20 protein-coding genes are annotated in these 21,499 nt (G+C 46.9%); 12 read left to right on the forward strand and 8 right to left on the reverse strand.

Annotated features, from left to right (window positions below; genetic code table 11):
• From sucD to UWK_RS07875, 5 genes are read right to left on the reverse strand one after another with little or no spacing between them, the layout of a single operon-like run.
• Entirely contained in the window at positions 1-882 is an 882-nt protein-coding gene (sucD, locus tag UWK_RS07855) for a succinate--CoA ligase subunit alpha (protein WP_015403831.1), read from the reverse strand.
• Positions 883-885: 3 nt separating this feature from the next.
• Positions 886-2,040: a glycerophosphodiester phosphodiesterase gene (glpQ, locus tag UWK_RS18405; RefSeq protein ID WP_015403832.1), complete on the reverse strand. Its 1,155-nt coding sequence runs from the start codon at positions 2,038-2,040 to the stop codon at positions 886-888.
• 3 nt (positions 2,041-2,043) lie between these two features.
• Positions 2,044-3,195, reverse strand: a complete 1,152-nt coding sequence (gene sucC / locus UWK_RS07865; protein ID WP_015403833.1) for an ADP-forming succinate--CoA ligase subunit beta — start codon at positions 3,193-3,195, stop codon at positions 2,044-2,046.
• A 37-nt stretch (positions 3,196-3,232) separates the two neighbouring features.
• Positions 3,233-5,128 (reverse strand): propionyl-CoA synthetase, encoded by a 1,896-nt coding sequence (locus UWK_RS07870; protein WP_015403834.1) that lies wholly within the window; start codon positions 5,126-5,128, stop codon positions 3,233-3,235.
• 46 nt (positions 5,129-5,174) lie between these two features.
• Positions 5,175-5,765: a TetR/AcrR family transcriptional regulator gene (locus UWK_RS07875; protein ID WP_015403835.1), complete on the reverse strand. Its 591-nt coding sequence runs from the start codon at positions 5,763-5,765 to the stop codon at positions 5,175-5,177.
• A gap of 258 nt (positions 5,766-6,023) precedes the next feature.
• On the opposite strand from UWK_RS07875, the gene UWK_RS07880 reads away from it, so the two are divergent.
• From UWK_RS07880 to UWK_RS07935, 11 genes are all read left to right on the forward strand, one after another.
• On the forward strand, positions 6,024-6,350 hold the full coding sequence (locus UWK_RS07880; protein WP_015403836.1) for a hypothetical protein: 327 nt from the start codon (positions 6,024-6,026) through the stop codon (positions 6,348-6,350).
• A 280-nt stretch (positions 6,351-6,630) separates the two neighbouring features.
• A complete protein-coding gene (locus UWK_RS07890) occupies positions 6,631-7,728 on the forward strand; it encodes a DHH family phosphoesterase (protein WP_153304860.1) in 1,098 nt (365 codons plus the stop codon).
• Positions 7,729-7,954: 226 nt separating this feature from the next.
• Positions 7,955-9,601, forward strand: a complete 1,647-nt coding sequence (locus UWK_RS07895; protein WP_015403838.1) for a bifunctional diguanylate cyclase/phosphohydrolase — start codon at positions 7,955-7,957, stop codon at positions 9,599-9,601.
• On the forward strand, positions 9,585-10,487 hold the full coding sequence (locus UWK_RS07900) for an HDOD domain-containing protein (RefSeq protein WP_015403839.1): 903 nt from the start codon (positions 9,585-9,587) through the stop codon (positions 10,485-10,487). Before UWK_RS07895 ends, UWK_RS07900 begins: the two co-directional genes overlap by 17 nt.
• 269 nt (positions 10,488-10,756) lie before the next feature.
• Positions 10,757-10,915, forward strand: coding sequence for a hypothetical protein (locus UWK_RS19345; protein WP_153304861.1), 159 nt, complete (start codon positions 10,757-10,759; stop codon positions 10,913-10,915).
• Between the two features lie 65 nt (positions 10,916-10,980).
• Complete coding sequence (locus UWK_RS07910) at positions 10,981-11,415, forward strand: RrF2 family transcriptional regulator (RefSeq protein ID WP_015403840.1); 435 nt, start codon at positions 10,981-10,983, stop codon at positions 11,413-11,415.
• A gap of 61 nt (positions 11,416-11,476) precedes the next feature.
• On the forward strand, positions 11,477-11,704 hold the full coding sequence (locus tag UWK_RS07915; protein WP_015403841.1) for a DUF4492 domain-containing protein: 228 nt from the start codon (positions 11,477-11,479) through the stop codon (positions 11,702-11,704).
• 15 nt (positions 11,705-11,719) lie between these two features.
• On the forward strand, positions 11,720-13,252 hold the full coding sequence (locus UWK_RS07920) for a cytochrome ubiquinol oxidase subunit I (protein WP_015403842.1): 1,533 nt from the start codon (positions 11,720-11,722) through the stop codon (positions 13,250-13,252).
• A 2-nt stretch (positions 13,253-13,254) separates the two neighbouring features.
• On the forward strand, positions 13,255-14,403 hold the full coding sequence (locus UWK_RS07925; RefSeq protein WP_015403843.1) for a cytochrome d ubiquinol oxidase subunit II: 1,149 nt from the start codon (positions 13,255-13,257) through the stop codon (positions 14,401-14,403).
• Between the two features lie 236 nt (positions 14,404-14,639).
• Positions 14,640-16,901 carry an ATP-binding protein gene (locus UWK_RS07930; RefSeq protein ID WP_015403845.1) on the forward strand — a complete coding sequence of 754 codons (2,262 nt, stop codon included), beginning with the start codon at positions 14,640-14,642 and terminating at the stop codon, positions 16,899-16,901.
• 110 nt (positions 16,902-17,011) lie between these two features.
• Positions 17,012-17,392, forward strand: a complete 381-nt coding sequence (locus UWK_RS07935; RefSeq protein ID WP_015403846.1) for an Hpt domain-containing protein — start codon at positions 17,012-17,014, stop codon at positions 17,390-17,392.
• A gap of 33 nt (positions 17,393-17,425) precedes the next feature.
• Here the strand turns inward: UWK_RS07935 and UWK_RS07940 are convergent, their stop codons facing one another.
• The gene (locus UWK_RS07940; protein WP_015403847.1) at positions 17,426-17,920 is read right to left on the reverse strand and encodes a hypothetical protein; all 495 of its coding nucleotides are present in this window, start codon (positions 17,918-17,920) and stop codon (positions 17,426-17,428) included.
• Between the two features lie 148 nt (positions 17,921-18,068).
• On the opposite strand from UWK_RS07940, the gene UWK_RS07945 reads away from it, so the two are divergent.
• Complete coding sequence (locus tag UWK_RS07945; protein ID WP_015403848.1) at positions 18,069-19,136, forward strand: AI-2E family transporter; 1,068 nt, start codon at positions 18,069-18,071, stop codon at positions 19,134-19,136.
• Between the two features lie 57 nt (positions 19,137-19,193).
• On the opposite strand, the gene UWK_RS07950 is transcribed toward UWK_RS07945, so the two are convergent.
• Positions 19,194-20,015, reverse strand: a complete 822-nt coding sequence (locus tag UWK_RS07950; RefSeq protein WP_228130069.1) for a DMT family transporter — start codon at positions 20,013-20,015, stop codon at positions 19,194-19,196.
• A gap of 206 nt (positions 20,016-20,221) precedes the next feature.
• Positions 20,222-21,409: a hypothetical protein gene (locus tag UWK_RS07955; protein WP_015403850.1), complete on the reverse strand. Its 1,188-nt coding sequence runs from the start codon at positions 21,407-21,409 to the stop codon at positions 20,222-20,224.
• Between the last annotated feature and the right edge of the window lie 90 nt (positions 21,410-21,499).

Raw genomic sequence — 21,499 nt, forward strand, 5'->3', positions numbered from 1 at the left:
TCATATATGCTCTGTAAAGACTTCCCGGCACAGCCTGCCAAGGTTCCCCAGACTTTCACAGACATGAATGTTGTTGTCGCGCATGGCGGTAAGTTTCGCCTCTGCTGTTCCTTTGCCTCCACTGACAATGGCTCCGGCATGGCCCATGCGTCTTCCTGGAGGGGCTGTCAGTCCCGCAATGAAGCCAACCACGGGTTTGTTCATGTTGGCGGCTATCCAGGCAGCAGCGTCTTCTTCTGCGCTGCCGCCAATCTCACCAACCATAACCACTGCCAGTGTTTCAGGGTCATTCTGGAAGGCCGAGAGGCAGTCGATAAAGTCTGTGCCGTTGATGGGGTCACCGCCAATACCGAGACAGGTAGTCTGACCAAGTCCCTGTTGTGTGAGCTGATGGACAACTTCATAGGTAAGAGTGCCCGACCGTGAAACCACTCCAACCGGGCCACCCGGGGTGTGGATGGGGCCTGGCATAATGCCGATCTTGCACTCTCCTGGGGTGATGATCCCCGGGCAGTTGGGGCCGATAAGACGGGTCTTTTTACCCGCCATGCCATTTTTGACCCGGAGCATGTCCATAACCGGAATTCCTTCAGTGATACACACCACCAATTCAAGTTCTGCATCCACTGCTTCAAGGATGGCTTCTGCAGCAAAGGGAGGAGGGACTACGATCATGGAGGCATTGGCACCGGTGTCACGCCTCGCTGCGGCCACACTGTTAAAAACGGGAATTCCCTTCAGGTTCTGCCCACCTTTGCCGGGAGTTACTCCAGCAACGATGTTTGTTCCATACAGGCGGCACTGTTCGGTGTGGAACTGCCCCTCTTTTCCAGTGATTCCCTGGACCAGAACTCTGGTATTTTTATCTACAAATATAGCCATTGTTTATTCCTTGAATTGAGATTCTAACGGACTGGTGAGTTGCAGGGGATCTCCTGAGATGATTTCCACGGATGGGGGGACGACCTCTGCCTCGTCCAGTGGCAGGATGGTGGCAGGTTTTGCCTCTCTATTCTTCAGATATTCAAGACTATTTTTACAGAAGGCGGTAATGACTCCATCAACTCCCACTGTGAAATAGAAAAATTCCAGTTCTTCATTAAAATTCTGGACGAAGGGGACTCTTTTTGCAGTATCTTTTTCAATTGGAAAGGTGAAGATCATGGTTCCAAGCTGCTGGGCATTTTTTACAAAATCATCAAGTAACAGTTTCCCCTCAGAATCTGCCAGCATATGTTTGGGCAGGCCTATGGCGGCCACGGAACTGGTGAGTGAACGGAGGCCAGATTTAGAAAACATCCAGTCGTAGTTATAACTGTTCCACTCTCCCCACTCCTCGGTCATATTTTCCTGTCCTTCATTTGATTCAATGAGTTGCACCAGCTTGACATCCATCCCCATTTCAGGGAGAAGCTCTTTTTTTATGCGACTGAGCTCGGCGGCATCGTAGGACATTAGAAGAAGAGTGTCGTCAGGGCTACTGTAGCCATATTGCTGAAGGATACGAAGTACAGGGCTGCTGAGATCCCTGCCTTCTTTGCGGTGCAGCCAGGTCTGCTTGAGTTCAATGGCAATGCGAGTGTTTTTTTCCAGGCTTTTGTTCAGTGCCTCGACGAGGGACAATACCTCTTCAAGGGTTGGGATGGTGAGACGTAGCTGCAGGTCTTCGGGAAAACGTCCCGCAGGATCGCGCAGAGTCAGTTGACGAATTTCTTCAAGAGTAAGGTCGAGGGCGTAAAACTGTCCATCGTCCCGCTTACGATCAGGAAAAATTTCACCAACATTGGTATTATGTTGTATTCTGGGAGAGCCAGCAACAATAACCTCATTGTCTGCGCTGAGGACTGTGTCAATCTTGACAATATCCGTGTCCATCACTATAGCCATAGCTATTGCCGGCAGGCTGTGTTCCATGAGGTAGCCGGAAGCTCCACCCTGTGCGATCACAAGCTTGGCTGTCGCGGGTGATGACGGAAAAACAAGGCCAGTGAGGATAAGGAAAAATCCAGATCGTTTTAAGAGAAGTAATAGATATCGCATGGGTTATATGGCCGCCAATAATTCTGCGGCGTGATTAAGGTCTTTTGCGTTGCTCAGAGACAGGCCAGATTCAGCAAGAATTCTTCGCCCTGCTTCCACATTGGTTCCTTCCATACGAACCACAACAGGAAGGGAGAGGCCAATTTTCCTGGCCGCTGCCACAACACCTTCTGCGAGGATATCACAACGGAGAATACCGCCGAAGATGTTGATAAAAATGCCGCGAATCTTGGGGTCGCTCAGGATAATGCGAAAACCATTCTCTACCATTTCAGCGCTGGCACCACCTCCGACATCCAGGAAGTTTGCCGGCTCAAGGCCAGCCTGCTTGATCAGGTCCATTGTGGCCATGGCGAGGCCAGCTCCATTGACCATACTGCCGATGGTGCCATTCAGTCGGATATAGTTCAAACCGTGACTTGCTGCTGTTGCTTCGAACTCGTCCTCTTCGCTACTGTCATGCATGGCAAGGATATCGGGATGGCGAAAAAGACTGTTGGAATCAATGTCCATTTTGGCGTCAAGTGCAATCACGGTATTTTCTCCGGTGATAACCAGTGGGTTGATCTCAACGAGGGAGCAGTCGCTTTGTATAAACAGGGTAAAGAGTTTTCTGATGATACTGCTAAAGCATTTAGTCACAGCAGGAGCTATTTCAAGACCGAAGATCAGTTCCCGTATCTGGTAGCCCTGCAGGCCGAGCAGAGGGTTTACGTGCACCGTAATAATGCGCTCCGGAGTTTCTGCTGCCACCGTTTCAATTTCCATTCCCCCGTCACGACTCGCAATGATAACAATTCCAGAACGGTCACGATCAACGAGTATTGAGAGATAGAGTTCTTTGGCAATATTTACTCCCTGTTCAAAGAGGATGGTTTTGACTTCTGTTCCTTCTGCCCCGGTCTGTTTGGTAACAAGCTGCATACCAAGGATTCTTTCCGCAGCTTTTTGCGCTTCGGCAACTGTCCTGGCAAGAACAACACCCCCCCCCTTGCCACGGCCTCCTGCAAGAATTTGTGCCTTGACTGCGACGGGCATTGTTATTCCTTCCAGAAGAGAGGAGATGTCTTCTCTGACAGTACAGATTTTTCCTTCAGGAACAGGAATGCCATATGTGCGGAAGAGCTCTTTTGCTTGGTATTCGTGAATTTTCATTTAATTATAAACTCTAGTATCCAATGGTATGTATCTGTTATTGTTTTGGATAACCCATATTCCCCAAGGCCCCGGTGATTTCCTCGAGGCTTGTCGGGTCATCTATGGTAGAGGGCATGTTGTATGGCTTGCCATTGGCAATGGAACGCATGGTGCCGCGAAGAATTTTACCTGAGCGTGTTTTTGGAAGTCTCTCCACCATAGTGGTTTCACGGAGGCAGGCGATGGGGCCAATCTCATTGCGAACCATTTTTACCAGATCGTTCTGGATTTCATCAACCTTACGTTCGACCCCGGCTTTCAGAACAAAAAGGCCCAGTGGAAGTTGTCCCTTGAGTTGGTCATCGGTCCCGATGACCGCACATTCTGCAACATCAGGGTGGGTGGCAATAACTTCTTCCATGGCCCCGGTGGATAGACGATGCCCGGCAATATTAATGACATCATCCATACGGCCCATAACGAAAACATAGCCATCCTTGTCGATGTAGCCACCATCACTGGTCTCGTAGAATCCGGGGAAGGTTTTCATGTAGGAGGAAATAAAACGCTCTTCATTTCGCCACAGAGCGGCAAGGGTTCCGGGAGGAAGTGGCAGCTTGATAACAATGTTACCTTCCTCTCCTGCTGGAAGTTCCTTACCGTCGTCGTTAACTATCCGTACATCATAGCCGGGGACGGGTAGGGTGGGGGACCCTGCCTTGACCTCCATCTCTTCAATGCCACGACAGTTGGCAACAATGGACCAGCCCGTTTCCGTTTGCCACCAGTGATCAATAACGGGTACCTTGAGGAGATCCGACGCCCAGTGGTAGGTGTCTGGATCAAGACGTTCTCCAGCAAGGTAGAGGGCTTCGAAAGAACTCATGTCGTACTGACCAAGTAAGGAACCGGTGGGGTCCATCTTTTTAATGGCGCGGAATGCTGTGGGCGCAGTGAAAAGTACTTTCACCTTATGCTCTGAAATAACCCGCCAAAAGGCACCGGCATCGGGGGTTCCAATGGGCTTTCCTTCATAGATAATGGTGGTGGCACCCTTGAGCAGTGGTCCGTAAATAATGTAAGAATGGCCTACCACCCAGCCAACATCTGACGCTGACCAGAAGACATCGCCGGTTTCAATATTATAGATGTTTTTCATGGACCAGTGAATGGCGACGGCATGGCCTCCATTATCACGCATTACACCCTTTGGCATTCCAGTGGTGCCAGAGGTGTAGAGGATATAGAGCGGGTCTGTTGCAGCGACAGCGACACAGTCAGCGGGCTCACTTGTGGCTGTGAGTTCCTGCCAGTCCAGGTCTCTTCCTTCCTGCATCTCGGCAGTGATGATGTCGCGCTGAAAAACAATACATTTTTCCGGTTTATGGTCGGACTGTTCAATAGCTCTATCCACCAATGGTTTGTAGGCGATTATTTTTTTTCCTTCCACGGCTCCCGATGCTGTAACCAGAACTTTAGGCTGGGCATGGTCTATCCGTATGGCCAATTCACTTGCGGCAAAACCGCCAAAGACAACGGAATGGACGGCCCCAAGCCTGGCGCAAGCCAGCATGGCAACCGCGGCTTCTGGAATCATGGGCATGTAGATGATAACCGTATCACCTTTAGTCACCCCCTGGCTTTTTAAGGCACCTGCAAATTTAGCAACCTCGGTCTGCAGTTCCCTGTAGGAGATTTTGCGGATGGTATCTGTTACAGGAGAATCGTAGATAATAGCGGTTTGTTCGCCGCGACCAGCTTCGACATGGCGATCAACGGCATTGTAACAGGTGTTGAGTTCTGCGCCTCGAAACCAGCGATACGATGGAGGGTTTGAAGCGTCGAGTACTTTGTCCCATTTTTTGATCCAGTCTATACCTTCTGCTGCGTTTGCCCAGAATTCTTCAGGTTGTTCAATGCTTTGTCGGAATAATGTGTTGAATTGTCCCATGGTTTTCCTCTGTTAGGTTTGCTGGTTTGAACTGTTCAAAATAGTATTAATGTATTCTCTCAGGTGTTACAATTCCACGCCAGATCATTTTAAACATTACGTCTGTCTGGTCGGCTAAGCTTTCTTTTTGTCCCCGCTGTACCCACATAATGAAACTCCGTTGTACAAAGCCGAGCATGAAATCAAGCAGGATTCTGGTATCGATGTCGGGGTTCAGTAGCCCTTCTTCCTGGCCCTGTCTGAGGACATCCATAAGAAGGTTGAACATTCTGCGTTGTTCAAAACTTTCGTCGGCCATCCATGTTTTCATGGGAAGCGTCATAAAGATTATTTTCGCAAATTCATTATGTTTTTCATAGTAATCAAGCTGGAGCCAGAAAATTTTCCGGAGCTTTTCTTTCAGGTTAGCCATACCCTGGAGGTGATCGATAATCCTGTCGGTGAGCCTCCCCATCCAGATATCTACGAAGGCAAAAACAAGCCCCTCTTTATTGCCGTAATGCTTGTATATTGTAGCAAAACTGACCCCGGCTTTCCGGGCAATATCTCTGATGGCCACCGCATGGAAATCAGATTCGGAAAATACCTCTAATATGGTAGCGCCCAAACGGTCATGGAAGTCTGAATTGATTGTCACTTGTTATTGCTGTATGTCGTTAAATATATGTTGTAAAAAAATCGAGATCGCTAGTTTTCTGAATGAGAGTAACATTATTACAGGCGATTTATAGTCCCCTGACAGCGAATGTCAAGATAATTGGCGGGCAGGCGTTCTCTTTTGGGGAAGCCGTTTATTCTGTTTCTCTTCGACAATTGTGTCGAGTGGGGCGCTGGTTGTAGATCAACTCTGGAAATGAGTGAGTGTTTTACATCCCTGTGTGCGTGTCGGTAATATATGAGCATTTTTAAAATTGGGTCTTTTCTGCTAGTATTCTTTTTTATCTTTGTGGTGAGCAGTGATGGCGCTGAGTTGAACTGTAGTGCAAGGGTGTTTTCCGGTCAGGATTTTATGACTCCGAGATCACGGTTTGTAATAGATGAAAAAGTGTATTCGCGGGCAGTTTGTCTGGATCTGCCACCCGGAAAGTATGCAATGGCAGCAGTATGGTATAATCCATTCCAGCAGGTGCAACGACAGGATAAGCACACCTTTTATCTGAGATCTGTTTCTGGGTACAGCACATTTTTCTGGATGAAGGTACTTAAGAAGGGGCCTTTGTGAGGTGCTGTATCCAATAGTTCATATTCTGCCAAATATTATGGAAGCTGGAGCGCCAAGCTCTCTTTGGGTCAGGGTGGAATTGAGCCGGTACAATTTGTCGTTCAGGAATAGAAAAAAAACTTCCAGGGTTTTTTATGGATTGAGATATCTCTCAAGGGGATACCATATATGAAATGGATAAAAAAACAGGAAATCCGAATATGATTTTCATTTACGGTTTGAAAATCAGCATTTGCCTGTGTTTCAGCGGTGCGCAAATTAAACACAAGAGAGGTCTGGCTTGAGCACTCTCCGAGAATATCTTTTTTCCTCGAAAGCAACAAAAGACACTGCCAGGCGTGTTGTTATGGGTAATGAGGCAGCCGATCTTGATTCAATGGTTTCGTCCATTGCCTTTGGGTATCTGCTGAGTCTGCAGGATGCTGCCAGGGTGGTATTGCCTGTTATGCCAATTTACCGCGCAGATTTTGTACTGCGCCCTGAAGCGGTATATCTCTTCGAGAAGGCCGGTATTGAACTGGATGATATCGTTTTTTTTGATGAGGTCGATTTCGATATACTGATGGAAGAAGGGGCGGGGCTAGTTCTTGTTGACCATAACAAACTCGGGCCTGAGTTCGCACACTATAGTTCAAGTGTGGTTGGAGTTGTGGATCATCACAAAGATGAAGGACTCTATGGTGACGCAGAGCCTCGAATTATACAAACCACAGGATCGACCACGTCTCTTGTGGCAATGGAATTTGAAAAGAAAGGAGTGGCCTTTTCAGAGGCTCTTGCTGTTCTTCTTGGTGGCACAGTTTTACTCGATACGGTGAACCTTTCCCGAAAGGTCGGGCGGGTAACCGACCTTGATGTAACAGTTGCAAACATTCTTCTTCCCCTTTGTCCTCTGTCAAGGGATGAGCTTTTCGCTAACATCCAGCAAGCAAAATTTGATATCAGAGGATTCTCAACCGTTGATCTGTTACGCAAAGATTATAAGGAATTTCATTTTACAACGGTGAGATGCGGGATTGCTTCTGTTGTGTTACCAGTGAGTCGGTGGAAACAAATGGACGGGGACCTCTTTTCAGCTTTTGTGAACTTTGCGGCGGACCGTAAGCTTGACGTGCTCCTTTCCATGAACGCCTTCCGTGATCCAGGTTTCGGCAGAGACCTTGTAGTCTACTGCTCAACAGAAAAGGCATATGATGCCCTGTTGTCATACTTACACAGGATATCACTGAAACTAAGCCCATGTGAGGATGTCGGTAAGCGAGTGAATACAAAGGGTGTTATAGGCTGCTTCCATCAGGGAAATCTTGATATATCACGGAAGAAGCTTCAGCCACTCCTTGCTCAACTTTACAGCCAAAATGTTTCTCCAGGTAGTTAGCTTTTTTTTAGATCGGTTCCTGTTTTTGTCAGAATAAGATGAACCTGTTCGGCTCTTTGTTTTTTCCTCCTTCTGTTTTTGTTTTTGCTATAGTATGATCTTATGAAATCATATTCATGTTTGTTTTGTGCAATACTTGGTAGCGTCCTGTCTGTAATCTTTTGATGTTTTATCGGAATTGTTGGTGTGTTCCTTTCGGCTGAAGTGAGATACGGTAAAAAGACGTATGAGCAGTGATAAAAAACAATCCATACTCTTTGTTGACAGTGACCCTGTCGCTCATAAGAGTGTTCAGGAAGTACTGAAGGACTTTGATTTGGATGTGGTGGTCGCCAGATCCACTGCCGAGGTCTCGGAACTGGTCCTCGTTTATGATTTTGCACTTATCCTTCTGAGTGTTACTCCCTCTGATACTACTCCGTTTGATACTGCCAGGGCCCTTGGTAAGAATGAAAAAACCTGGTATGTCCCGATAATTTTTCAGACAACACCTGAGGCAATTGGTGAATTGCTTGAACAGGGCTATGCTGCTGGTGGTGTTGATTTCCTCCATAAACCATTCCGACCGGAAGTTTTGCGGGCAAAGGTCAAAGTTTTCCTTGAGCTCGATGCCCGGCAGCGTCAACTTGCCTTTGCAACTGCGACAATCCAGCAACAAAACCTGAAACTTGAAGAACGGGCTATTCGTGATAGTCTGACCGGCCTCTATAATCATAATTACCTGCAGGAGCAGTTAGGAAGGGAGGTGTCAATTGCAAGGCGTTATAACACTCCCCTTTCTGTTTTTCTGCTTGATCTTGATTTTTTTAAAGATGTAAACGACAGTTGTGGCCATCCTTTCGGTGATTTTGTTCTTAAAGAGTTCTCCCGGAGAGTTGAGGGGAGTCTCAGGGAATCTGATATCTTCGGTCGCTATGGAGGTGAAGAGTTCCTGGTTATCCTTCCCAGTGTTGACAGGGAACAGGCGGCCGTTGTTGCAGAAAAGATTAGAAAAAACACAGGTACCACTGTTTTCTCCAATGATAAATATGAGCGTTACGTAACCGTTTCCATCGGAGTCTATTCCGGGTTTGGTGAAGAGACTGATGCGTCCAGGCTTATAATAGATTTTGTAGATAATGCTCTGTACCAGGCAAAAGCAGAAGGCCGGAACAGGGTTTGTCATTATAGGGGGCCAAGGGGCGGTACCGCTGGTATGGACGAACATATCAGTGATGTTATAGGATCTGATCAGCAGAACCATCTTAACGCCACTATTGAAAAATCCCGTGCCATGACTCTTGCCTCTTTTGAGGCGATGGTGCATGCTCAGACCCGTGAGTATGAGCTGCTAGCAGCCCGGAATTCATTTTTTATCAAAGTACTGGATGGACTTGCAGAAAGACTTAACCTGCCAGATCAACTTATCCATTCATTCCGCCGTGCCATAAAGCTTCATGATCTTTTTCGCTGTTATATCCATGACTCTTCCCTGAAGACGGAGGGAGCATTAAGTGAGGAGCAGGAAGAAATGCTGTTTGATCAGCCACTGATGTTGCGAGAACTGACAAATATGTTTGATTTTTTTGCTTCCGAACGGGTTATTCTCTACTCTCACCACGAGCATTACGATGGTACGGGGTACCCTGATGGGCTGACGGGGGATGAAATTCCAATGGCCGCAAGGATTTTTGCCTTGGTGGATTCTTTTGTCGCCATGGTCACTCCAGCATCTGGAAAAGAAGGCATGACCAGGGAGCAGGCTGAGGCTGAAATGAAGAAGTATTCCGGGAGGCAGTTTGATCCATTTCTGGTGGGCATGTTGATGCAAAGTATTGATACTAGCGATTTTTTTAAGGATAAGGAGGATGCTGTCGATGCTGCAGAGATCTAGTCATCAGTCATGCCCTCTTCACAAACGGGTGTCCTCCTCTGTTGAGGCCTTCGCACCTCTGCCATCTGTGGCCATGAAGGTCATGAGTGTGGTGGCAGATCCTGAAACCACAGCGAAGGAGCTTGAAACGGTCCTTCAGGGGGATATCTCTCTTGTTACTGCTGTTTTGAAACTCGCCAATTCTGCTTTTTATGGACTGAGGCGTCAGGTGATATCCTTGAGACACGCTCTTCTCCTTCTTGGGAGGAGCGAAGTTCAAGGACTGGTGCTCTCTCGAGTCATGTTCCAGGCGTTTAAAGTTCCAAAGGGGCTGCAGAAAGATGTAATGGCTGGAGTGTGGAGACATTCTCTTGAGTGTGCCCTGGCAGCCGAATATGTTGCTGAACAGTGTGGTGAGGAGGGATCTGTTTATTTTCTTGGAGGGATGCTTCATGATATTGGTAAGCTTCTTATTCTGCAACAGTTCTCAACCGAAATCGAAGATCTGGAACATTATAGCCGACTTGCTAAAAAGGAGGGGGTTGAGGTTGAGACTGCCCTTTTGGGCTGTGGTCATAATGAACTTGGTTCTCAGCTTCTTCACCGCTGGATGTTTCCAACACTTTTGGTGGAGATGGTGCAGAGCCATCATGACTATGACGAAATTAGAGTGTATGAGCGGCCTGTACAGGTTTTGATTATTGCTGACCTGCTGAGTCGCTGGGCTGTTTTAAAGAACCTGGAAGGGGATAGTGAGGAGCAGCGAGATTCGCTCTCTGTGCTGCTGCAACGTTGTGGCGCAGAATCCAAAATCATTCCGGATAAAACCATCCTGGCTGAAATGGAGAGTGGATTCAGACAAAGGCTTCAGGAAAGGAAGGAGCTTTTGGAGATGCTGATGTTGTAACAAAGAGTTCTTCATTGAACAGTTTCTGATTTAACGGTTTTTCACGTTTATAGGGTAGTTGGGCCACAGCTGAGATTCTATCCTTTTTTTCGCAACAAAGGTTTTTAACGCTGGCCTTCGTTCTTCCATCTCTCCTTCTTTTTCCCGAAAACATTTTACCTGATTATCACTAATCCTCAGCCTACCCGCCTGAGGAGGCGTTTTTTCGTGTTGATTATATGGGCATCTGCGGCCTGGACGGTCGCAGCAGAGCCCCAAGGGATGGGTTTATGGCGTCCCATATAATCGACACGGAACAACTCCGGGTTGCAAAGCTGAGTTTCGATGGTAATCAGGATGTTTTAAGACCTAGAATGCACTGTTTGCCCGGAGTAACGGTTTTTAATGCACTTCTGAAAGATGTGATTGATCGGGAAAAAAACAGTTGACGGAAGATTTTGATGGTGTATATAGGACATTAAGTATCTTATATGTCTTGTATGGGGAATGTTGAATGAGATTGACACGAGCTGGAGAATATGCGGTCAGATGCATGATGTATCTGTCGCACAAAGGAAAGGGGGTTCAGGTTTCCAAGCAGGAGATTGCTGAGCGTGCTGACATCCCTCCTCATTTTCTGGCGAAGATAGCACAGGATCTTGCCCGGGCGAATATGATAGAGATCAAGCAGGGATCGAAGGGCGGATACAGTCTGCTCAAGGACCCGGCTGAGATTTCATTGCTTGAGGTTGTGGAGATCATGATTGGTGAAATTTTTCTCAATGATTGTGTCGCTCGTCCAGTGTCCTGTAGGGTAAGTAAAAGTTGCAGTGTTCATAGAGTTTGGGAGCGTGCGAGGAACCAGCTGCGTGAGACCCTGGCGGGAGTCAGTCTGGCTGAATTGTCTGAAAACGATTCTTGTGTTCCGCTCTTTCCTGTGCATAATTAAAAAAGATATTTTTTGTTTTATATAGCTGGGCGAAACAGAGTGACAGAATAGGAGGTGGGTAATGATTGAAAAATCAGCAAAGGTGTTCAGTTTCTATCGTGATGGTTTTGCACAGATGACGGTGGGGAAGACCCTGTGGAAGATTATTTTTATAAAGCTTCTTGTCATGTTTGCAGTACTCAAGCTGTTCTTTTTTCCAAATTATTTAAACACCAATTTTGAGACAGATGAACAACGTGGTGATTATGTCCTGGAGCAACTGATCAGGCCAGTCACTAATACTAACTAATCGAGGGAGGAAAAAATGATTGATGTGGATCCCAGTTTGGTGAACTGGTCAAGGGCGCAATTTGCGTTCACGGCCATGTATCATTGGATTTTTGTACCATTGACACTTGGATTGTCATTTCTCTGCGCCTTTTATGAGACTATCTATCTCAAAACAGGAAATGAAGAGTGGAAAAAAATTACCCGTTTCTGGATGACGCTTTTTGGTATAAACTTCGCCATCGGCGTTGCGACTGGTATCATTCTTGAATTTGAGTTTGGGACTAACTGGTCCAATTATTCCTGGATGGTCGGTGATATCTTTGGTGCACCACTGGCCGTTGAAGGTATTTTTGCCTTTTTTATGGAAGCAAGTTTTTTTGCCGTTATGTTTTTTGGCTGGAACAGAGTCTCTAAAGGTTTTCACTGTTTTTCCACCTGGATGGTAGCCATTGGTTCTAACCTGTCTGCAGTTTGGATTCTTGTTGCAAATGGCTGGATGCAGAATCCAGTAGGTATGGCCTTCAATGCTGATACTGCACGTTTTGAAATGCAGAGTTTTGCCGATGTAGTCTTTAATCCCGTGGCGGTTTCCAAGTTCACCCATACCTCTTCGTCAGGATTTGTTATGGCTTCAGCCTTTGTACTGACAATTTCCTGTTGGTATCTGATCAAAGGCAGACACGTTGAGATGGCGAAAAAATCCATCGTGGTTGCTTCAGTCTTTGGTCTGGTTGCTTCTGTTTTTGTAGCCTTTACCGGTGATGAGGCGGCGTATGAAGTTGCTCAGAAACAGCCAATGAAGCTTGCTGCCATGGAGGGACTGTACAAGGGTGAAAGGGGTGCCGGACTCGTGGCCATGGGTATTGTCAACTCGGCAAAAGATCCAGGCGATGTCCAGGATCCATTTCTCTTCGAGGTCAAGATTCCGCAGCTTCTATCGCTCCTTGCCAACCGTGAAGCAGGATCTTTTGTCCCCGGTATCGATGATCTGGTCTTTGGGAATACGGAAGAAAACATTATGGGAGTGAACACCATGATGGAAAAAGGAAAGGTTGCCCTTGCCGATCTTGCCGAATTCAAAGAGGCCAGGAAAAACAAATCAGAGGATGTTGCAGCAGCAGCCCTTGAGCGGTTTAAAGTTAATGAGGAGTTTATGGGCTACGGGTATCTGAGCACCCCGGAGGAGGCTGTTCCTCCAGTATCCACAGTGTTTTATAACTTTCACATTATGGCTATTTTAGGTTCCATGTTTCCTGTGATCTTCGGGGCCTTTCTTTTCTTCTCTCTAAAGGGAACTGTAACAGAGAAACGATGGCTGCTTCCTGTTGGCCTGTTTACAGGACTCCTTGCTTTCCTGGCAGGACAGGCTGGCTGGGTTACAGCTGAAGTCGGTCGGCAGCCCTGGGCTATTCAGGGACTTATGCCGGTGAAGGTTGCGACAACGAATCTGTCTGTTACTTCAGTTCAGATTACGTTTGCAATGTTTGCAGTGGTTTTTACCCTGCTGCTGATTGCTGAAATATCGATCATGCTGAAACAGATCGCCATTGGACCGGAGGTACACTGAAAATGATATCTAATTTAGATTATGTGACGCTGCAGCAGCTCTGGTGGATTATCTGCTCAGTTGTTGGTTCGCTTTTTCTTTTTCTTACTTTTGTTCAGGGAGGCCAGACGCTTCTCTGGCAGGTGGCCAAAACAGATACTGAAAGTGCCTTTGTCATCAACTCGCTTGGAAGAAAATGGGAACTTCCATTCACCACTCTGGTGTTATTTGGAGGGGCTCTGTTTGCCTCATTCCCGAAATTTTATTCCACAAGTTTTGGTGGTGCTTACTGGGTGTGGATACTTATCCTGTTTACTTTTATTATTCAGGCGGTGAGTTATGAGTACAGGACAAAGCCTGGTAACGTATGGGGCTCAAAAACCTACGAACTCTTTATGTTTATTAACGGTTCCGTCGGGGTTCTACTTATTGGTGCGGCTGTCGGAACCTTCTACACCGGTTCTGCTTTCTCACTCAACAGTATGAATCAGGTGACCTGGGAGTATACCTTGGGTGGTGTTAACCTTCGTGGGCTTGAGGCTGCCTTTTCACTTTTCAATCTGTCACTTGGGCTCTTTCTTGTCTTCAATGCCCGAGTACTTGGAGCATTATATCTTCTCAACAGCCTCGATCTTGTTGCTGTTACCGAAATGGAAAAGAGATTACGCAAGGCTGTCTGGATAAATTTTCTCTGTTCCCTTCCCTTTCTTCTCTACGTGGTGGTTTCAATACTCCTCAGGGACGGATTTGGTGTTGATGAGAGTGGTGTGGTTTCCATGGTTTCTTTTAAATATTTTCTTAACCTGCTTGCCTTGCCTCATCTTCTTGTTCTGCTCCTTGCCGGACTTGGATTGGTTATCTGGGGTGTGATGCTGGGTGCATTTAAGGGAAGTGTCAAAGGCATATGGCCTGCCGGTCTTGGGACCGTACTGGTTGGATTGTGTGTCCTCTGTCTGCCCGCCTTCAACTCCACAGCTTTTTACCCTTCAACCTTTGATTTGCAGTCGAGCTTGACCATCTTTAATGCCTCTTCAAGCAAGTTTACCCTGAGTACCATGACCTATGTGGCACTTGGCGTTCCTTTTGTACTTGCCTATGTGGCGTATCTTTGGAAGATGATGGATTCCAAAAAACTGTCAACCGAGGATGCCTTGGATCACGAAGCATATTAAGTGCTTCAAAAATAAGAGAATGAGGAAAACATTATGACAACGTTGTTATTATTGGGGTATGTGGCTGTTATTGTCATATCCTATAAAGGGGCAGTGATCGCACTTGATAAATCAGGTCTCTTGTAAGTTAAAGACGAAGGTAGAATTACCTTTTGTCTGATTATATAGTGCACAATGGGAGGCCTGGCCTCCCATTGTGCGTTTTAAGCGATATTTTTTCCGTAGGTATGAAAGTTATGTCTGAATATGACCAGAAAGTCACTCTACTTGGGTCCAATGTCAAAATTCGTAATCTGCCGATCAAACAGGTCAGTTTGCTGGAAGAGGGGAATCTCCCAGCTTATGGATACAATCCTGGTGATCACATTGAGCTTATGGCTGGAGATGTGTCGGTGGAATACGGACGTCTGGAACAGCTTCTGACCTGGCTTACAGCCTATGTAGCAGAATCCGATCTGAGTCCTAGAATTCAGTCCGAGACTTATGGAGAGCAGAAGGATGTCTTTCAGATTTTCAGAAAATATAGGAATGTTGATGTCGAGCGGGCAGATCATGGCTGGTTTATGGTTAATCAGTATTTACCGGCAGGTGGCAGATCGAGCGCTGCAGAAGACTTTGTGGTGGATGATTCCAACAGAGAACTGTTTACCAATACCGATGGATTGATTGTAATTGATGACTCCGGGCATCCTCCAGAATTTAAGCAGGAAGACCTGGATCGTAATCCTAATCTCTGGGCTATGGCAATGGGAATCAGTGTGGCCTATTGGGATGACTGGGCCAAAAGGCTTGGTGAGCGGTTTGTTCTGTTCTGCAGACTTTCAGATCTCGAAACTACCCGTATGGAGATGGATTGTTCCGTTAACTGGGAGACTATAGTGGCCATGTGCTTACGGGCCCTTCGGACGGATGAGGTTGGCCTCTGGGATCAGAAGCAATTACGCTTTCGATGCCATATCGTGGTGGAAATGTTTCCCCATGGTCTTCTCTATATCGGACCTGATGCTATTTTTTTCAGGCATCGTAAGGGGTGTCTGCCGGAAAAGAGTTCCCCGCGGCAGCGTGGTTCAGTACCCTGTTACGACACGCTTCTTCCTGCAATGCTGGCCATGGATGCTCTACGATTTGGAGAGTTCAATTTCAGTAGGAATTATTTTTTTGATTTCTCGAAACGTGTTCTCAATAATTGGGACCTTCTCTACAGTCATGGCTATTATTTTAAGGAAACGCTTGAGTTCCCCAATCTTGATTTTGCTAAAAGTTTTCCAGGCGGTTACGCCTGCTCTTTTGTCGATTCTAGCCCAGATCCATCCTTCTTTGAACTTCCGCCTCTCTCAGCTGACTTTGAAGTGGTGCTCGATCTTGTTGCTTCCCAGATCTGGTCTGATGAAAAGAAACGAGCCTTGAGGAGTTTCTTTTATTTTCGAAAGCCCTCTCCATCCATGGATAATATCGCTTTTGGTGCTTCCCATGGATATATGGATGAGATTGTCTCTGTTCTCCATGATTTGAAAGAGGAAGTGAACAGGAAAAATGGTTTTGGCAATCTACCAATTTTTCAAGTGGGGCACCTGCGAACGACAGATCCAGCTGAGATTGATCCTGTAATCACCCTCCAGAATGTCATGGACTCCTATGTTTCAAAAGACAATGTTCTTCGTCCTTTGTGTCTAGGGGTTTTTGGCCCTCCGGGATCCGGGAAGTCATTTGCGGTAAAAGAAGTAGCCAGGGTGATTTCGCGAAGGTTTGAAGGGGATCCATTTGATTTCTTTGAATTCAATCTCACCCAGTTTTCTTCTCCCGATGAGATAAATTCTGCTATTGAGCCGGTGCGTGCTGCAGTGGCGAGAGGAAAGGTGCCCATCGTCTTCTGGGATGAATTTGATTGCCGCTATGATGGACATGAATTTGGCTATCTTCGTTATTTCCTCCCTTCAATGCAGGATGGTGTGACCTATGTGAATGGTATCCCACGTTTTATCGGACGCGCTATTTTTGTTTTTGCAGGCGGAGTCAAGGCGAGCTGGGGAGGAATGGAGAAGCTTCTTGACCCGACTGACAGGGAGGCCCTGGCCATGATGAAGACCTTGAAAATTCCAGATTTTATGAGTCGCCTGCGCGTTGTACTGGATATTGACGGTATTGAAATTCCCGATATACTTCTTCGTGATTCTGCCACCAGCACTGATCTTGAAGAATTGCGGAGAATTTTGTTGAAACGTGCCTTTATTATCGCCCACCAGATGGATACCCATTGGAAAAAAGCGGCACGAAAAACCTCAGGTCTTTTGCTACGTCTTCTCCTCAGCCGCTATAAGTTTGGAGCACGCTCCATTGAGGCGGTGATTGAAGCCAGTCGGGCATCTGACAGGTTGGTGTATGGACTTCCAGAACTTATTGCTCCCTCAGCTGCGAGAATTCATGCTGAATGGCGTATTGACCTTGAGCGAAGGATAGATCTTCTGCGGAAACAGGACGGGATGCGCGCCGTCTGGTAAGACCGTCTGGTAAGACGTTGCGGTTGTAGCAGTAATAATATACCCTTTGTTTATTTGCTGTGAAACACCAGGCTCCGTCAAGAAATTTCAATTACTGCAAAGGAAAGCCTATGGACCTGAAAGCCGCAACTGAAAATGAACGGCCGGATGTCATCCTTGATCTGGAGAGACTGAAGAATAATTGTAACGGAAATGTTGATATTGTAAGAGAGCTGCTTGCTCATCTGTATCAACGGAGCGGGCCGAAGTGGTTTCTCGGTCTGCAGAATGCGGTTGTGGCTGGAAATACTGAGGAGTTTCGGGAAATCTGCCATGGTATGAAAGGAGCCAGTGCTACTGTATTTGCCTGGAGAATATCAAATCTTGCACTCGAGTTTGAACGGCTCGCCCGCGATGGAGAGATTGAGAAGTTACGTGACCGTATGCCAGAGTTGCAAGCAGCTTTTGATGAGTTTGCCCTGTGGGTTAAGCAGTGCCCGGAACTCTCTTGATGGGACTATGCAAAGTGTTACGTCAAATGAGCCCTACTGTTCGCAGCGAAGAAAAACAGCCTGAACCAGTATGGTTTTGTCAAAGCTGATTTCTGGATTTCCCCAGACCTTGGTGCCCAAGCCAACAAGTTCACCACCATTGTTCCATTCATTGAATCCGAATTTCCAGCCTAACCATGTTTTACTAAAGGTGTAAACATACTCGGGACCAAAGTATTTGAAGTGGTTCTCATCAAGTTCCTCATCTTCAACTTCTCTGGACATCCCAACAAGGATCAGATTAGCACCCTTTTCTTCAGCCTCTCTCTGCATGGCGGTGCTGATTTCTTTTCCCGTCGATGGCATTTTTGTATACATCAGAAGATGTGCGAATGCGGTGCAATCGGCAGGGATGGCCTGTTGCTGAAAGGTGACTTTGCTGGAAGTCATTTTGGGAAAACTGATCCCTTCGTATTGGGCTGTCTCTGAGAAGCAGCCAGATAAAAAAGTGGCAAGGAAAAGAAGTGAAAAAAGTTTTGTCTTGTGCATGGTCTACCTGTATAAAAAGAAGGTTGGATGCCGAAGGAAAAACAGAGTTGATGTCACGACAGTGTCATTCTGTAATTGTTTACCCCTAACTCACAAATATTGAGAGAAAAATACGCGATTTTCTCCTTTTTGACCATTATTTTATTCTATGACATCACTTTCTGTTCGAAACAGTCCTCTTGTTAACATGGCGGCCTTTGTTGTTGTGGTTGCGGGGATGAAAGTTGCTGCACCACTGGTAGTTCCCTTTTTGCTTGCTGTTTTTCTCGCTATAATCTGTGCTCCACCATTGTTTTGGATGCAGAATAAAGGTGTTCCGCAAGTTGTGGCCATGTTCCTTATGGTTATGGTGATTTTTGGAATATGGGGCTCACTGGTTACCCTCATTGGCAGCTCAATGACAGATTTTTCAAAAAATGTGCCGTTGTATCAGGAGCGATTGCTTGAACGAACTGCAGGCCTATGGAGATGGCTGACAGCGCAGGGGGTTACTCTTGATCGTACCATTCTTACAGATACCTTTAATCCTGGTAAATTGCTCAAAATGGCAGCCAACACCCTGAATGGTCTTGGTGGGATGCTCACCAACACCTTCGTCATTTTTCTTACCTTTTTCTTTATCCTCTCAGAGGCTGCAGGTTTCCCCTGTAAGATGCGAGCAATTCAGGGACAGGATTCCAGTGCTCTTGTTAAATATGGCGAGATTGCGACCGGGGTGAATCGCTATCTGGGGATTAAGACGCTGACCAGCCTGCTAACTGGTGTAATTATAGGATTTGGTCTTTCGATGCAGGGGCTTGACTACGCCATAATGTGGGGAGTGGTTGCCTTCCTCCTTAATTTTATTCCGAATATCGGTTCTATCATTGCTGCGATTCCTGCACTCCTTCTGGCGCTCGTACAGCTTGGTGGCGGTGCTGCACTGATCACCGGCGGCCTGTATCTTGTCGTGAATTTAGTGATTGGTTCTATTGTAGAACCACGAGTTATGGGTAAGGGGGTCGGACTCTCAGTGCTTGTTGTTTTCCTTTCCCTGGCGTTTTGGGGATGGGTGCTTGGACCGGTTGGTATGCTACTGTCAGTGCCGCTCACCATGGCTGTTCGTATTGCGCTGGGAGGTTCTGAAAATACACGCTGGCTTGCGATTCTTCTTTCCTCCAACAGGGCTATAGGGCATATACAACCCGATTGTGAAAAGGAAAAGATTAAAGAATAGGGCTTCTTAAGCGAAATCGTAAACTTCAAGAACTCTTAATGATTTTGAGCAGTGATGTTACACTACAGTGGGCCTGCGGTTGATAAGGTAGAGGCCTGAAAACACAAGGGCACCACCGATGAGGAGTGATGTGTCGAGGTGCTCCCCAAGCAGCAGTGTGCCAAGAAGGACAGCACTCACCGGTACAAGATTGACATACATTACTGCCCTGCTTGCACCTAGTTTTTTCACTCCGTCGTAAAACCAGATAAATCCAAGAGTTGTTCCGAAAAAGGCGAAGTAAAAAATACAACCAACACCGGTCAGACTCAGTTTGTCGAGTTCGGTTAAATGGCCACTGAGTAGAGCTGTGAGAAGAAGCAAAATGGCCCCAATGGTGCAAGAGTATGCAACAGCAATGAGCGGCTTAATATCTTGAAGCAGTCGTTTTCCGATGAGGGTATAAGCGGCCCAGCTGATTACACAACCGACCATGTAGACTTCCCCCATCCCACCGCCGATATCACCATTGAAAATAGAAAAAGGATGACCTCTTGTAATAACTGTCAGAGCACCGCAGACGGACAGTACCATGCCAATGGAGCGTACGAAATCACAGCGTTCTCTAAAGAAGAATATAGCTAGCAAGGTGGTAATAACGGGAGTGACTGCAATTATCATGGAGGCTCGTCCCGCTTCTACAGTCTGCAGGCCGGTAAAAAAGAAAATGTTGTAGGAATACACACCTGTTAATCCCAGCAGAGCCATGGCACCCCACTGCTTCAATGAAAGTAGAGGAAGGGTTCTGTGCCGTATGAGGATGACGGTTAAAAGCATTGCTGAGGCGGAAATGAAGCGAAGTGAAGATGCTATCAGGGGGTGAAGTTCCTCTGCAAGCAGACGCCCGCTACAAAGGTTCCTCCCCAGAAGACCGTGGTGAGGATCAGGCGGATATGAACACCTGGAAGGACTGCTGTTTCGGCCATGGCGATACTCTGTGAAATAAAAAGTCTACGGAAATGAAGCTGCAGACCATATCCTGAATACCGCAGTTTTGCCAAGGATTATAAAAGGGGTACCGTGTGTTTATTTAGAGACCCTGGGTGCTACTGTGGGGAAAAGGAGCCATTGCGCCAATAGGGCGCGGCAATAGGGGATCCAAGGTTGTATCGTATGAGACGACTTCTGACTTGAAGAAGCTGGTCGATAAGATTTTTTTCAGTTTTTTCGTATGCCACCCTGTCATTGGTGCGTTTCACGACAATTCCCAGTAATTCTGTTATGGCGTTTCCAACAGAGTTTTGACTGATGGTTACAATCAGCCGTCCAGCATCATCGCGGTAAAGAAGTTGTTTGTATGCAGGGCGCCAGCGGATTTCATTGGCAAACAATGGGTCTTCGAGGACTTGGAGGCGTAGCATTCTCGCGGCACTGTGGAACTTGTTGCTGAACAACAGTATATTCTCGATCTGGTCCGGGTAACGGGCATCCCCTGGAATGGTGGTTGTGTTGGAGGCGACAAGGGAAAATAATGCTCGATAAAAGTCGAGAAACCCGAGGAGCACCATGTCATACTCTCTCCAGAATGAACCCTGCTTTAAGGCCTCCATTCCTCCCTGTACTTCCCAGCTTGGGAGTCCCTGAGGGTATCCAGTGCTTTTAAGCTTAGCCTGATTCGGCTCCATGGGTTTTAAGATATGTAGATCCAGAACCTCAAGAAATTTGAGATACACATCACTCAGGTAGTCAAGGAATAGCCCATTAGTGCCACTGTCCGTAAGATTTGGGTTGTCATGGGCAGCAGGAGGGGCATTCTGGAGCGTTGTATTCTCAAATACCATAAAATGGTTATGGATCATACGGATGCTTGGAACCCCCGGTTTGCTGATGGGCCAGGTGGCGTCGAGGCTTGCTTCGCCGCAAAAAAGGAGATGGCGCTCAGGGTCGGGATATTTTTCCAGCATGTATTCAAAAACAACCTGTGTCATTCGGGAGAAGACGAGGTTTTCGTGGCTGCTGAGCTGGTCTCGTCGCACCGGGCGTCCAAGGGGGTCTAGGATGTTTTGTGAGGAATCCAGGATGATGGAGGTGTCAAAGAGATTGCTGTGTCCTATGGCCTTGCGGTAGAGGAGAAAATTCTCGGGTGTGCGGAGCAGACCGTTTTCACGTGCCAAGTGGCGCAGATTGCACGGGCTGTTAAAAAACTCGGTAGGGGTGATACCTTTTGGGATCTCAATGGGGATTTTACGATGCGGAGTCGTGACTTCGCGTGGAACACCTGCTGTTGAACCCATGGAGACTGTCCTCCGGAATATATGTCGGAAATGCGTATTCCCACCTCTACTGCAAGAGGCGGGAGTGTTCTTACGAATGGGAAGATAAGG

It is taken from the genome of Desulfocapsa sulfexigens DSM 10523, assembly GCF_000341395.1.
Taxonomy (GTDB): Bacteria; Desulfobacterota; Desulfobulbia; order Desulfobulbales; family Desulfocapsaceae; genus Desulfocapsa; species Desulfocapsa sulfexigens.